The sequence below is a fragment of the Microbacterium sp. R1 genome (genome assembly GCF_015159725.1).
Classification (GTDB): domain Bacteria; phylum Actinomycetota; class Actinomycetes; order Actinomycetales; family Microbacteriaceae; genus Microbacterium; species Microbacterium oxydans.
Genome location: NZ_JADDUD010000004.1, coordinates 231,632 through 245,157, shown reverse-complemented (window position 1 = coordinate 245,157; position 13,526 = coordinate 231,632). Strand labels below are relative to the sequence as shown.

The following is a 13,526-nucleotide window of genomic DNA, read 5'->3' as shown; positions in this document are numbered from 1 at the left end:
TGGCGTCAGCCAGAGGGGCTTACCCGCGTGCTATTCTGAATGCTACTCTTACCGGCTTTGATCCGGTGTCGTGAAAAATGCCGCGGGCCTCGAACCCCGCCGCTTAACTCGTGAGGGGGTCTCGCGCATGGGCCGTGGCCGTCAGAAGGCGAAGCACACAAAGATCGCCCGCGAACTCAAGGCGTACAGTCCGTCGGTGAACTACTCCGCGCTCGAGCGCGAGCTGGGTCATCCGACAGACGAAGACGCATATGTCGACAAGTGGGCAGATGACTACGCCGACGAAGATGAGGACGAACTAGAGAAGGCCTGACCGCCCCTCTGTTCGTGACACCCGCACGACGTGCGGGTGTTTCTTCGTGCTCCGGGGCCGGCAGCTGAGAGGATCTCCTCATGCCTCGCGTCGTCGCCCTCTACCGTCACCCGATCAAGGGCCTCACGCCCGAACGACGTGAGTCCCTGACGGTGCAGTCCGACGGCAGAGTCGGCGGCGATCGCGTGCTCGCGTTCCGGTTCGCAGACGCGACCGAGCCGGAGGACCGCGACGGTTTCGACTATTGGCCCAAAGCCAAGGGGCTCGCCCTCCAGGATTTCCCCGCGCTCGCCGCTCTGCGCACGAGTTACGACGACGGGAGCCGCCGCATCCGTATCGTTCACGCCGGTGCGACACTCGTCGACGCAGGTATCGACGAGGAGGGGCGCCGGGAGATCGCGGATGCCGTCACCGACTTCGTCCTCGCCACCCCCGAGGGTCGCCGCCTCCGACGGCCGGGCCGCCTTCCGATCGTGCTCGTCGGCGACGGCGAGACGTCCCGCTTCCAGGACCGCTCGCGCGGCTACGTCTCGGTGCACAGCCGGGGCAGCATCCGCGCACTGGGCGAGGCGCTCGGGATGAGCATCGACGATCGGCGATTCCGTTCGAACATCGTGATCGATGACGCCGACCCGTGGAGCGAACTCGAGTGGACGGACGACGTGCGCATCGGGGAGCTGTGCTTCCGCGCCGCCGGCCCCATCGTGCGCTGCCTGGCGACCCACGCGAACCCCGACGACGGCCGGCGGGACGCGAAGGTCCTCACCACCCTCACCGGAGCGTTCGGCCAACAGGAGCCGACCCTCGGACGGCTGCTTCTCCCCGGCTGGCCGGCCGCGGATGACGACGGCGCTCAGCACGGTGGCGTCGTCCACGTCGGCGACGAGCTCCTCGCCCGCTGAATGCCACGCTCGAACGGGCGGGTTGCTCGATGTCAGCGCTCCCTTTCCGCATCGCGTTTTCGGCCGAGAGGTCATCATCTCAGGCTTGTGAGCGCAAACATTTTCTGATTTGATGTGCATGTGATCGACGGCGCCACGACGCCAATCCCCCGCCCAGGGCGATCCGCAGGAACATGACCTCAAAGAGGAGAACAGCATGGCAATCACCCCTCGCTTCACCCGCACCGCCGCGATCGTCGCCGTCGGCGCGGTGTCGGCCTTCGGCCTCGCAGCCTGCTCATCCGGTGGTTCCGGAGACGACGGCGCCGGCGGCGCCGGCGGCGAACCCGTCACGATCGAGTACCTGCACCGTCTTCCCGATGGAGAGGGCATGACCCCGACGTCCGAGATCGTCGATCGCTGGAACGCCGAGCACCCCGACATCCAGGTCAAGGCGACGAAGTTCGACGGCAAGTCGAGTGACATGATCCTCAAGCTCGAGACCGACGTGAAGGCGGGCAACGGACCCTGCCTCGCGCAGACGGGATACTCCGAGGTGCCGCAGCTGTTCGTCAAGGGTCTGCTGCAGGACGTCGCGGACGAGGCCAAGAAGTACGAGGACGACTTCTCGGCCGGAGCCTTCAGTGGCATGAAGGTCGGCGACGCCATCGTCGGCCTCCCCCAGGACACCGGACCCCTCGTGTACTTCTACAACGAGGCCGAGTTCCAGGCGCTCGGGCTCGATGCCCCGAAGACGCTCGACGACCTGACGGCGGACTCCGCCACGGCAGCGGCTGCCGGCAAGTACGTCACGGCGTTCACCCCCGATGAGGCGCAGAACTGGCTCGCCGCCCAGTCGGCTGCGGCAGGCGACACCTGGTTCAGCACCGCCGGCGACGAGTGGAAGGTCGACGCCGAGGGTGCGGGCTCCGAGCGCGTCGCCGCGTTCTGGCAGGGTCTGCTCGACGGCAAGCAGACCCTCGCGACCGAGCGCTGGGGCGAAGGCTTCACGGCCGCCCTCAACGACGGCAGCCTCATCGGCCACGTCGGCGCGGCATGGGAGGCCGGATTCCTCCTCGACTCGCTCGACGGCACCCCGGCAGAAGGACAGTGGCGCGTCGCCCAGCTCCCCGACTTCGGTGCCGGCGCCATGAGCGGCCCCGACGGCGGTTCCGGTGTCTCGGTCATGAAGGGCTGCGAGCACCCCGCCGAGGCGATGGAGTTCAACGACTGGTTCAACACCCAGGTCGACGACCTCGCGTCGCAGGGCCTCGTCGTGGCCGCGAAGGGCGACGTGGAGACCCCCGAGAAGATGCTGCGCCAGTTCGGCGGACAGGACGTGCTCGCCGAGCTCGGCACCGCCACCGAGAACCTCAACCCCGACTTCCCCTACGCGCCGGGCTTCTCGACGCTGTCGAAGATGAACGAGACCGCAGCGGCAGCCGTGGCCGGCACCGCGACGGTCGCCGACATCTTCACCACGGCGCAGGACACGGCAGTGGCCTCTCTGAAGGACCTCGGCCTCCCGGTCGCGGAGTGACCGGGCGAGAAGGCATCATCGGATGATCGACGGCGGAGTGCACGCGCAATCGTGCACTCCGCCGTCGTCTTGACATCGAGAGGCGACACCATGGTCACAGTGACCGAGACGCGGGGCGCGGCACCGGAAGCTCCGCCGCGCAGCCCCACGGATCCGGCCCGCAGACGCCGGTTCGGAACCCGGAGGGAAGGCCTCACGGGCTGGCTGTTCATGACGCCGTTCGCGGTGCTGTTCATACTGGTCTTCCTGGTCCCGATCATCGTGTCGATCCGGTCGTCGTTCTTCGCACAGGTTCCCGCGGGTGACGGACTCTACGGCGGCGGTGAGCTCGTCGACACGTTCGTCGGTCTGGAGAACTTCATCACCGCCGCGACCAACGGGTCGTTCTGGACCGGCATGGGTCGCGTGGTGCTCTATGCCGCGCTGCAGATCCCGGTGATGATCCTCGTCGCCCTCGGACTCGCCCTGCTGCTGGACTCGTTCATCGTGCGCCGTCCCACCCTCTTCCGGCTCTCCTTCTTCCTCCCCTACGCCGTTCCCGGCATCATCGCGGCGATGATGTGGCTGTACCTCTACACCCCGGAGGTCTCACCCTTCCTGCCGTTCCTCCCCGAGGGCACCGACTTCATGGCGCCGGGAACGATCCTGTTCTCGATGGCGAACATGACGACCTGGACCTACACGGGCTACAACATGCTCATCTTCCTGTCAGCACTGCAGGCCGTCCCCCGTGACCTGTACGAGGCCGCGCGCCTCGACGGCGCGTCCGGCTTCCAGATCTCGATGCGCATCAAGGTGCCGCTCGTGCGGGGAGCCGCGCTGCTCGCCGTGCTGCTGTCGATCATCGGCACCATCCAGCTGTTCAACGAGCCGGTCGTGCTGCAGGCCGCGAACTCGTGGATGGGCAAGGACTTCACGCCCATGATGCTCACCTACAACACGATGATGGGCGAGATCTCGCCGTCCGGCAGCGGCCCCGCATCGGCATACTCCCTGCTCATGGCTCTGATCGCGGGTGTGCTCGCGATCGTGTACGCGCTGCTGCAGCGCCGGAAGGGCGACGCATGACCACCACGCGCCTCATCACCACAGGAGCTTCCCCGCGCCGACGGCCCCGCAGACCGCGCGACGTGGACGCCCCGCCACCCTCGATCGCCCCCACACCGGCCGCTCGGGCGTTCGGCATCGTCGCGCTCGTCGTGGCCACGCTGTACTTCCTCGTGCCCGTGTACTGGCTGATCGTCGCGTCGACAAAGAACAACACCGACCTCACGTCGACCTTCGGCTTCTGGTTCGCCGACTGGAACCTCGGCACGAACTACGACAGCCTCATGAACTGGACACAGGGCCTTTTCTGGCGGTGGGTCGGCAACTCGATGCTGTACTCCGTGAGCGCGGGCGTCATCGGCACCCTGTTCGCGGTGATGGCCGGTTACGCGATCGCGAAGTTCGCCTTCCCCGGCAAGCGCATCGCGGTGGGTGTCATCATGGCGGGGCTCCTGCTCCCGGTCGCACTGCTGACCGTTCCGCTGTACATCGAGTTCCAGGCGCTCGGACTCACCAACACCGTCTGGGCGATCATCATCCCGTCTGCGGTGTCGCCCTTCGGCGTCTTCCTCGGAATGGTCTACGCCCAGTCGTCGGTGCCGACCGAACTGCTGGAAGCCGCCCGCATCGACGGTGCCGGCGAGGCGCGCATCTTCTTCACGATCGTGATGCGGCTTCTGGGTCCGGCGATGGTGACGATCTTCCTGTTCATCTTCGTGGCCACGTGGAACAACTTCCTGCTGCCGCTCATGATGATCTCGAGTCAGGATCTGAAGCCCGTGACCCTCGGGCTCTACGGGATGGTGAGCTACTTCGCCCCGGACAAGGGAGCCGTCATGCTCGGCGCCCTGCTCGGAGTCATCCCGCTCGTGCTGTTGTTCTTCGCCCTGCAGAAGTACTGGCGCTCCGGCCTCGCCGCCGGCGCTGTGAAGGGTCCCCACCCGTCGGCCCCCGCACGGCACCCCGTCCGCCCTCGGCACTGCGCCGAGGGCGGACTTCTGCGTGTGGGGAGGTGATTGCGCCCGTGATCTTCCTCCCGACGGGGAGAAGTCCTCCCGTAAGGGTGGGCCTGAGGAGGGCCCGAGGAGGGTGGGCATGGCCCGGCCCGCCGCAGGCCCCTTGCATGTGCTGTCCTCGTGGGGAGGAGAGCTCTTCAACCGGCGGCAACTGCGGGAGGAGACCACCGCCCAACGAGGAGAACTCCTCCCGACACGGAGAGCTCCTCTCGACGAGGCGAACTCCTCCCGACACGGAGAGCGGGCCGGCACCGTGACACACGGAAAGAGGCGGTCCGGGAGGGATGCTCCCGGACCGCCTCTGCTCATCACGCGAGGGGTCAGCTGTGGCGGCGCCTCCGCAGCCACAGGGTCAGACCGAGGCCCATGGCGGCGAAAGCCGCGAACGCCGCGCCCGCCCAGATAGCGCCGTCAGCGCCGGTCGTCGCGAGGTTTCCGCCGCTGCTGCTTCCAGCTGCTGCGGTGACCGCGAGATCGCCCCTGGCAAGCTCCACGCCCTGGGCATCAGTCACGACGAGAGCGTGTGCTCCGGCCGGCGTCGCCGCGGGGATCGTGACCGTGGCCACCGCATCGCCCTCGGCCGACACCGTCACCTCGCCGATGCGCACCGGTTCGGAGTGCAGCCAGAGCTGCACCAGAGCGTCGGGCTCGAAACCGCTCAACTGCACGGTCACGCTCGCTCCGGCGACAACCGAACCGATGGAGGCCGTGACGGTCGCCTTCTTCCCCGGCTTCGCCTTCTTGACCTTCAACGGTGCGCTCGCGAGTTCGGCGCCTGCCGCATCCCGCACGATGACCCGGTGCTTCCCGACCTCGGTGTTCGTCGGGATCAGCAGCCGCGTCGTCAACGCACCCTCCGCATCGACCGTGGCCTCCGTCAGTCTGGAGCCGTCGAGCCAGACCGAGACCGTCGACCGCGGCGCGAAGCCCGTGAGCGCCATGCCCACCGTCTCGCCGGCGCGCACCGTGTCGCTGTCGAGCCCGAGCTTCGGGTCGATCACCGGGTTGCACGCACTCAGGTCATCCGCAGGACGGGTCGCCGGGGCGTGGCCGGCCCGCGGTGCAGAGGATCCGTAGACGGCCATCTCGGCGACTGCGGCGAACTGTGTTCCCGAGATCGACGAGAGCGCCGTCACGCGGATGTAGCGAGCCGTGGTCTCCGCGAAGTCCACGTCCTGCCACTCGGCGACGTTCTTCCACTCCCCCGAGGCGACGGGTGTGTACGCCTGTCCGTCCGTCGACACCGCGACCTCGTATCCCTTGATGGGTCCGTTCTGGTTGGCACCGCGACGCAGGTACGAGATGCCGTCGACCTGCTCGGCAGCACCGAGGTCGAACGTCAGCACGTGCGGGTACGAGGTGGCCGCCGAACTCCACCGACTGTGCCAGAAGGTGCCGGCGTTGCCGTCGAGCATGTTCGCGGCAGCGCCGTCTTCGCCCGAGGTCTCCTCCGAGCTCGCCGTCGCGGAGATCTGCGCGTTGGGGATGCGTGCCCGCGAGGACACCGACACCTCCTGGGTCGTGCTGACCGTACGCACATCGCAGTCGGCGAGATACGTCGCCGCTATCCCGATGCCGACCGTCGTACCCGCCCCCTCTGCCGGCGCGGTGACCAGCCAGGTGGTCTCCACACTGTCGCCGGCCGCGACCTCGTCGAACAGGTTCGACGAACCGTCGGCGACCTCGACCACATAGCCCTCCGGAACCTCGAGCTGCACGCCGATGTTCTCCACGGCGATCGACTCGCTGTTGGTGAAGGTGGTCGTGAACGCGGTCTGTGCCCCGGGGCTCAGGACGCCCGCTTCGCCCGAGACGGTCGCGCAGGGCGTGCCGCCGGCCGTGGGGCCGAGGTCGGTGACGGTGAAGTCGTCCAAGACGAAGTCCACGTCCGGTCCGCCCACGCGCTCGAGTCCCACCCAGGTGTAGTCGCCGCAGCCGACGATCACGTCCTGCGAGAACGGCGTCGTCTCCAACGCCTGCGTGATGCCGGTGCGACTGAGCGTGGTCGAGGTGACCTTGCCACCCGCCACCGCATCGGTGCCGGTGAGCCAGCGGTACGCCCCGCTCGCGCCGGCCTGATAGTCGAAGCCGATGCGGTACGAGTGCCCGGCCTGCAGCGGCACGAGCGTCGGATCCGTGCGGTAGACGACCCCGCTGTTCTCGGAGTGCGACATGAGCGAGTGGTCGCCGTTGAGCGTCGTGTCGACGGCCAGACCGGCGAGGGGCCCCGCATCGAACGGCTTGGCGGTGTTGCGCCACTCGCTGCTCGCGTACGGGTCATGCCGGCGCGAGATGCTGGTGCGCGGGTCGTCGATGCCGTTGGCGTCGCCCTTCACGAACGGTCCCCAACCCGCCTCGTTGCCCTCGAAGTCGTTCGAGTACACCGTGCCGGGTGCGAACGGGCCGGTGGTGTCGGCAGTGACGCGGGCATTGTCGATGCGCACCTTCGCGTCGCCGGCGACGGCACCGATCGAGACCCTCACCTCACCGGACGCCGGAGCGAGGAACGACGTCGAGCCTCGCTGGTAGTACTGGCCCGCCTTGGAGTCGGCGCGCATGTAGTTGTACGTCGGGGAGAGGTTCCACGTGCGCGTCACCGCCCCGGAGCCGGTGTCGACCGAGACGCTCACGTCACGGGTCGCGGTCGGATCGATCTGCACCTGAGCCGAGAACGCGTACCGCTGGCCGGGGGTGAGCCCGGTCACGGTCTGCGAGATCGACGAGGCAGCGGGGCCGAACACGGCGATGTTGTCGCCGCGGGACTCGTTCTTCGCACCGCCGAGGTCGGTGCGCTCGATCGTCACATCGCCCTGCGGGTTCCACACATCGAGCGAACCGGAGTTGAACCCCGGGTCGTCGAGACCGGCATCGCGGTACTCGACCGCCGCGCGCTGTGCGCCGCCCTGCGGCACCACGACGTAGGCCGCGCCCTTGTCACCGCTGAGCGTCAGCTCACCGCCGTTCGCGGTGGCCGTACCGACCTTGACGCGGCCCTGGTCACCGAGTTCGAAGACATCGAAGGTGGTGTTGCCCCGGAACGCGTCCGTGAGACCGAAGGTCTTCTCGCCGCCGGATGCGGAGTAGAAATACATCTTGTCGGCATCGACGGGCGAGCCGGCGTCCTGGTTCGACGCCAGCGACTGCCACGGAAGCAGGTAGGAGTCGCCGCGCAGCACCGTCGCGCCGTCCATGGTGACGACCCTGGTGCTGCCGTCCATCCGCACGGCCACACCATCGGTCAGAGTCGCCTCCGCACCGGCCTCGTAGGTCAACAGGTCGAAGTGCTGCAGGAACTTGGTCGGCAGGCTCTGCGTCCAGATGTTGTCGATGAAACCGTCCCAGTTGCGGTTGCCGACCCATCCCTCGGCGTCGACCAGACGCTGCTGGCCGAGCAGGGCGTCGTTGTTCCAGACGTCGGCCTGCCCGTTCTGGATGAAGCGCACCATCGTGGAGTTGATGCCCTTGTTGGTCACGCCCCCGTAGCTGAGGTCGTTCGGCCAGTGCGACCAGACCGTGCTGTCGACGAACTTGTCGCCCCACTCCGTCGCGACCTCGAGGTCCATGCCGTTCAGCTCGTCCGCGAGCTCCTCGGCGACCCACCCGTTGGAGTAGTACACGTCGATGTAGACGCCGCTGAGGCCGGGGACCTCGTCGCGCAGCTGCTGGAAGCGGTCGAGCACGCGCCCCGTGCCGAGGTCGGCCTGCTGGTTGATGTAGTACGACTGGTCGAGCCAGTTCCAGCCCGGCTTGTAGGGCGCCGCTCCGTCGATGATCGCGGAGTCGAACGCGTTCGCCTGCGGATACATCTCCGTGGCGTTGACGTGCACGCTCATGTCGGCGTTGAGCTTCGCCCCCTCGTCGACGAGGTTGTTCAGGTCGGTCAGCCCACCCGCGCGCTCGTTGTAGTTCCCGCCGTAGTCGGTGTTCGCGGAGTCATGGCCTTCGCTGCCGTAGCCCTTGTTGAGCACCCACTGTCCGAGGCCGTCGGTCTGGTTCGCGATGCGCTTGGTGTTGTCGAGGGTGAGGTCGAAGTAGTTCGTCGCGCTCGAAGCAAAGTTGAACGGAATCCTGCTGACGACGCGCTCTGCGACCCGGTCGGCGCCGAGACGCGGGGTGTCGACCTCGCGGTAGCGGATCGCCGCGTCCTGCCAGTCGACCGCCGCGTCACCGTTGCGGTCGGCGGCGAGGAGCACCGAGACCTTCGGCAGCGCGTAGGTGGTCACGCGGCTGTCGACGGCGGTGGTCGGGTGGATCAGCCAGGCGCTGGATCCGATCTCAGCGGTGCGTCCCGCCGACTCGGTCACGCGCGTGGTCAGGCGCGTGTTCCAGGAGGCTGTGCCACCGGATGCCTGCGTCGTCGCGTTGGTGATGACACTGCCGACGAGCGCACCGTTGCCCAGGAAGGCGAAGGCCGCCCCCTTCTGGCCGGTGGCCGTCGAGGCATTGACCGCGATGTGCTCGTCGGCGTTCTTCGTGCTGTCGGGGCTGATCACGGTGCGGTCGAGCGCTGCACCGGCATCCGCGGCGCTCACGGAGAGGAACGCGTTGTCCGGGAGTCCGAGCGTGGTCACGGTGGCCCCGCCTTCGACAGCGGTGACCTCGAACCCGACGGTCCCGTCCTTCGCGACGCGGATGCTGCTGCGCACGGTCACGTCGATGCCGGTGAGCGTCGACACGTAGTCGACCCCGGTCGCCGAGGATGTCGAGGTGGTCGTCGACGGATAGGTGGTGCCGTTCACCGACCAGGTCTTCGCGGAGCTGCGCTGGCCGGCGATGCGCTCCCCGCCCACCCGGTATCCGGTGATGCGGGGGAACTCGGTCGACACGATGGCTGTCGTACCGCCGGCGGCGATCTCGACGGTCTCGTCGGTGTCGGGCGTCTCCGGTTCGGTGACGATCGGAGGCAGCGGCTCGTCGGAGAGGACCTCGATCTCACCCGCGCCTCCCCCGGTGGTGCCCTGCGCGTCGATCACGAGCAACGCCACGTAGCGGCCGTCCTTGGCGGAGTCCAGGGTGATGCGCTGCTTCTCGTCGTTCGCCGTCGGTGCGTGCAGCGTCGCCGTTGCCGAGGCCGCTCCCCATCCGCCGTCGGCCGGAGAGTTGCGCGCGACATCCGCGTCATCGGTCACATAGACCTCCACCGTCTTGGCGGCGACGCCCTGACCCTTCTTGACCGAGTAGTCGAGGGCCTTCACCGAGAGCGAGCGCTGCAGGTCGACGACGATCCAGTGCGGGAACGGGGCGTTCGCGGAGTACCGCGAGGTCCACTGCGTCGCGAAATCGCCGTCGAACGCCCCCAGCGCGGTGCCGTCGAGCGACGGCGGCGCGGGATAGGGGTCCGACTCGCTCGAGACCGCGTGCAGGCGGTAGTCGGTCTTGGGCGCCGGAACGAGGTCGGCGGCCTGCGCGGCCGTCGCCGGGGTGAGCACACCGCCGATTGCGAGCGCGGTCGCCAGCACGGAGCTGAGAGCGACGGCGGCGCGGGGCGGTCGGGAAGGTTTCGACACGTCTTGCCTCTCGATCGGAGCGACGTCGGGAGGAGGGACGCCCCGGTGCGCCGCAAGTGGTCATCGACGATCCACATCGATGTTTGCGCTATCACTGTAAGCGCACGTGGTCGCCTATATCAAGGCTTTTCGCTAGGCGAGCGCAAACATGCCTCGAAGTGCTGCGGCAGCGAAACCCATTCTCCGCGCCGAGACCCACCCTCCCAGCCGCCTGAGACGATGGGTCTCGGCGCGGAGGATGGGTCTCGGAGCAGCAGCAGAGCGGTCAGGAGCCGATGAACTCCTCGGTCTCGCCGAAGGAGGGCTGCTCGCGGATCTCGACCGTCGCGCCGAGTCCGTCGGTGTCGAGCACCACGATCTCGTTGCGGCCCGTCCGCCACAGCGGCGCCGGTGCGTACAGCGTCTCCTGCGGTCCGATCTTCCAGTACCGGCCGAGGAGGAATCCGTTCAACCAGACCATGCCCTTCGAGCCGTCGGGAAAGGCGAGCCAGGCGTCGAGCGGTTCGGCGATATCGAACGAGGCCACGGCGACCCCGTCGGCGGCGGGGTCGGCGGAAGGGGAGGTCGCCGCAGGAGCGTCGTGCGGGATCAGTCGATGCGTCCACCCGTTGACCAGTCGGCGACCGATCATCACGCCACGCATGATGCCCTTGCCCTCGCCGGTGTAGGGGCCGTAGTTGATGCGACCCAGGCTCTCGACGACGATGACGAGCCGGCCGACGCCACCTTCGCGCGGCAGGGGCAGAGACGTCTCGCCATCACGCTCGAGCACGCCGAGCCGAGCGCCGTCGAGGAACACCACTGCCCGGTCGTGCAGTCCGTCGACAGTGAGCGTCGCATCGGCAGGGAAGGACACGTCGGCCTCGTAGGCGACGAGCCCGTCTTCGGCGCCGAGCTCTTCGAAGGTGCGTGGTCGCGGCGAGACCTCGCCTGACGTGGGAAGCGAGGAGACCAGCTCGCTCAAGGAAGAGCGACGGTCGAGCGCTGCGGTCGCCGCACCCTGACGCCGCGGCGCCGCGGGCACAGGCGGAAGAGCAGCTGCATGGAAGGGCGCGAACATCGCCCGAAGCGCATGGAACTTCTCGTTGAGGGTGCCGTCTTCGCCGATCGGCGCATCCGAGTCATAGCTGGTGACGGTCGGCTGCAGCACCTGATCGTGGTTCGCCCCGTTCCAGAAACCGAAGTTCGTGCCTCCGTGCGCCATGTAGAGGCTCACGGATCCGCCCGCACGCAGCAGCTCCTCGATGGTGCCGCCGGCACTCGCGGCCGAACGCACGTGGTGCCGCTCCCCCCAGTGGTCGAACCACCCGCCCCACAGCTCACTGCACATGAGCGCATCGCCGTGACGACGCAGCTCCACCGCCTTCGCGACGCCGGTGCCGAAGGTGAATGTCGCCATGGCCCCAGACACACTGCCGTGCTCGATCATGTCGCTCGTGATGCCGTCGGCGGTCGTGAGCATCTCGACCATCCCGCGGCGGCGCAGTCCGTCACGCAGATGCGCGAGGTAGGCGGGATCGCTGCCGAACGACCCATACTCGTTCTCGACCTGGATCGCGACGATGGGTCCGCCGTGGGCAGCCTGCAGCGGGACGAGGCGGGGGATCAGCTCGTCGTACCAGGCGTCGACGGCCGCGAGGAAGTCGGCATCGCTCGTGCGCAGAGCAGCCACGCGGCCGGACAGCCAGAACGGGATGCCGCCGTTGGACCATTCCGCGCAGATGTAGGGGCTCGGCCGCAGGAAGACATCCAGGCCCACCTCTCCGGCGATGCGGATGAAACGCTCGATGTCGCGCCAGCCGTCGAAGCGCACATCGCCCTCGACGCGTTCGTGGAAGTTCCACGCGACATACGTGTCGACCGTGTTCGCGCCCATCGCGGCGAGGCGGCGGAGGCGGTCCTCCCACTGGTCGGGATGCACCCGGAAGTAGTGGATCGAACCGGCGATGATGCGGTGCGCGACGCCGTCGCGAAGGATCTCCCCGTCGCGCCAGGACAGGGCGGGAGCGCCGATCGGCGGCACGGCGGCCCGAGTGTCGACGGCAACGGACGCGGCGTCGACAGCCGAGGCGAGAAGGTCAGGCATAGCGCTCCAAGTACGAGTGTTTGCGTTCACATTATCGCATCACGATACTCCGCGCCTCCTGGATTCACGCCGATTGATCGCTACCATTGAGCACATGTCACCTCGTCGCCCGAGAGACGACCGCGCCCCCAGCCAGGTCGATGTCGCCCAGCTTGCCGGTGTCTCCACACAGACCGTCTCCCGCGTCATGTCGGGGCAGGACAACGTGCGCCCCGACACCGCCAGGCGCGTGCTGGCAGCGGTCGAGGAACTCGGCTACCGGGTGCACGCCGCTGCCGCCTCGCTGGCGTCCGGTCGCACACGCGTGCTGGGTGTGATCGTCGTCTCCACCGACCGCTACTCGTCGGCAGCGCTCGGCGTCGGCATCCAACAGGCGGCGGCGGCGAACGGATACACGGTCTCGACCGCAGCCGTCGCCGATCACGCGTCGGCCGAGGCCTTCCTCGAAGCCTTCGACCGACTCGAGCGCCAGGGAGCCGAGGGCATCATCCTCGGAGTGCCGCTCGAACTCGAGAGCCCGGCCATGAGGGCGCGCACCGAGCGCACGCCCGCGACCCGCAGCGAGCGCACCTCTCTCGAAGAGGATGCTCCGCTCGCCGTCGATCAGCGCGCGATCGCCCGCCTCGCGGTCGAGCATCTCCTCGACCTCGGCCACAAGACCGTGTGGCACGTGTCGGGCGACGACTACTGGACCGAGACGCAGCAGCGCAGCGAGGCGTGGGAGCAGACGCTCCGCGACCGCGGGATCGTGCCCCCGCCGCTGATCCCCGCCGACTGGACACCCGAGTCGGGCTACCGCGCCGGTCGCACGATCGCCGCCATCCCCGAGGCCACGGCCGTGTTCGTCAGCAGCGACGAGATGGCGTTCGGCCTGATCCGCGCGCTGCATGAGGCCGGACGCAGCGTTCCCGACGACGTCTCGGTGGTGAGCGTCGACGACATCGCCCTCGCCGCCTACGCCTCCCCGGCACTCACCACCGTCCGCCAGCCCTTCGAGGCGATGGGCCGCGCGGCGGCGCTCCGGGTGATCGCGCAGATCGAGGGCCATGAGGCGGTGGGCGAGATGCCCTCCACCGATCCTCAGCTCATCGTGCGTTCATCGACGGCCCCGCCGCGGTCGGCGCGCTGATCGAGCG

General features: G+C 68.3%; 8 protein-coding genes. 6 read left to right on the top strand and 2 right to left on the bottom strand.

Features of this window, described 5'->3' with window-relative positions; genetic code table 11:
* The first annotated feature begins 127 nt into the window (after positions 1 to 127).
* From ILP86_RS16515 to ILP86_RS16495, 5 genes are all read left to right on the top strand, one after another.
* Entirely contained in the window at positions 128 to 313 is a 186-nt protein-coding gene (locus ILP86_RS16515) for a DUF3073 domain-containing protein (RefSeq protein WP_029259537.1), read from the top strand.
* Positions 314 to 393: 80 nt separating this feature from the next.
* Positions 394 to 1,215, top strand: coding sequence for an MOSC domain-containing protein (locus tag ILP86_RS16510; protein WP_113680994.1), 822 nt, complete (start codon positions 394 to 396; stop codon positions 1,213 to 1,215).
* A 196-nt stretch (positions 1,216 to 1,411) separates the two neighbouring features.
* A complete protein-coding gene (locus ILP86_RS16505) occupies positions 1,412 to 2,734 on the top strand; it encodes an ABC transporter substrate-binding protein (RefSeq protein ID WP_227751331.1) in 1,323 nt (440 codons plus the stop codon).
* A 90-nt stretch (positions 2,735 to 2,824) separates the two neighbouring features.
* On the top strand, positions 2,825 to 3,802 hold the full coding sequence (locus ILP86_RS16500; RefSeq protein ID WP_227751330.1) for a carbohydrate ABC transporter permease: 978 nt from the start codon (positions 2,825 to 2,827) through the stop codon (positions 3,800 to 3,802).
* Positions 3,799 to 4,797 carry a carbohydrate ABC transporter permease gene (locus ILP86_RS16495; protein WP_227751329.1) on the top strand — a complete coding sequence of 333 codons (999 nt, stop codon included), beginning with the start codon at positions 3,799 to 3,801 and terminating at the stop codon, positions 4,795 to 4,797. The genes ILP86_RS16500 and ILP86_RS16495 overlap by 4 nt, the downstream gene beginning before the upstream one ends.
* Before the next feature lie 320 nt (positions 4,798 to 5,117).
* On the opposite strand, the gene ILP86_RS16490 is transcribed toward ILP86_RS16495, so the two are convergent.
* The gene (locus ILP86_RS16490) at positions 5,118 to 10,304 is read right to left on the bottom strand and encodes an endo-alpha-N-acetylgalactosaminidase family protein (RefSeq protein WP_193762471.1); all 5,187 of its coding nucleotides are present in this window, start codon (positions 10,302 to 10,304) and stop codon (positions 5,118 to 5,120) included.
* A gap of 265 nt (positions 10,305 to 10,569) precedes the next feature.
* Positions 10,570 to 12,390 (bottom strand): beta-galactosidase family protein, encoded by a 1,821-nt coding sequence (locus ILP86_RS16485; RefSeq protein ID WP_193762470.1) that lies wholly within the window; start codon positions 12,388 to 12,390, stop codon positions 10,570 to 10,572.
* Between the two features lie 94 nt (positions 12,391 to 12,484).
* Here ILP86_RS16485 and ILP86_RS16480 point away from each other — a divergent pair, with 94 nt between their 5' ends.
* Positions 12,485 to 13,519 carry a LacI family DNA-binding transcriptional regulator gene (locus ILP86_RS16480; RefSeq protein ID WP_058631644.1) on the top strand — a complete coding sequence of 345 codons (1,035 nt, stop codon included), beginning with the start codon at positions 12,485 to 12,487 and terminating at the stop codon, positions 13,517 to 13,519.
* Positions 13,520 to 13,526: the final 7 nt, after the last annotated feature.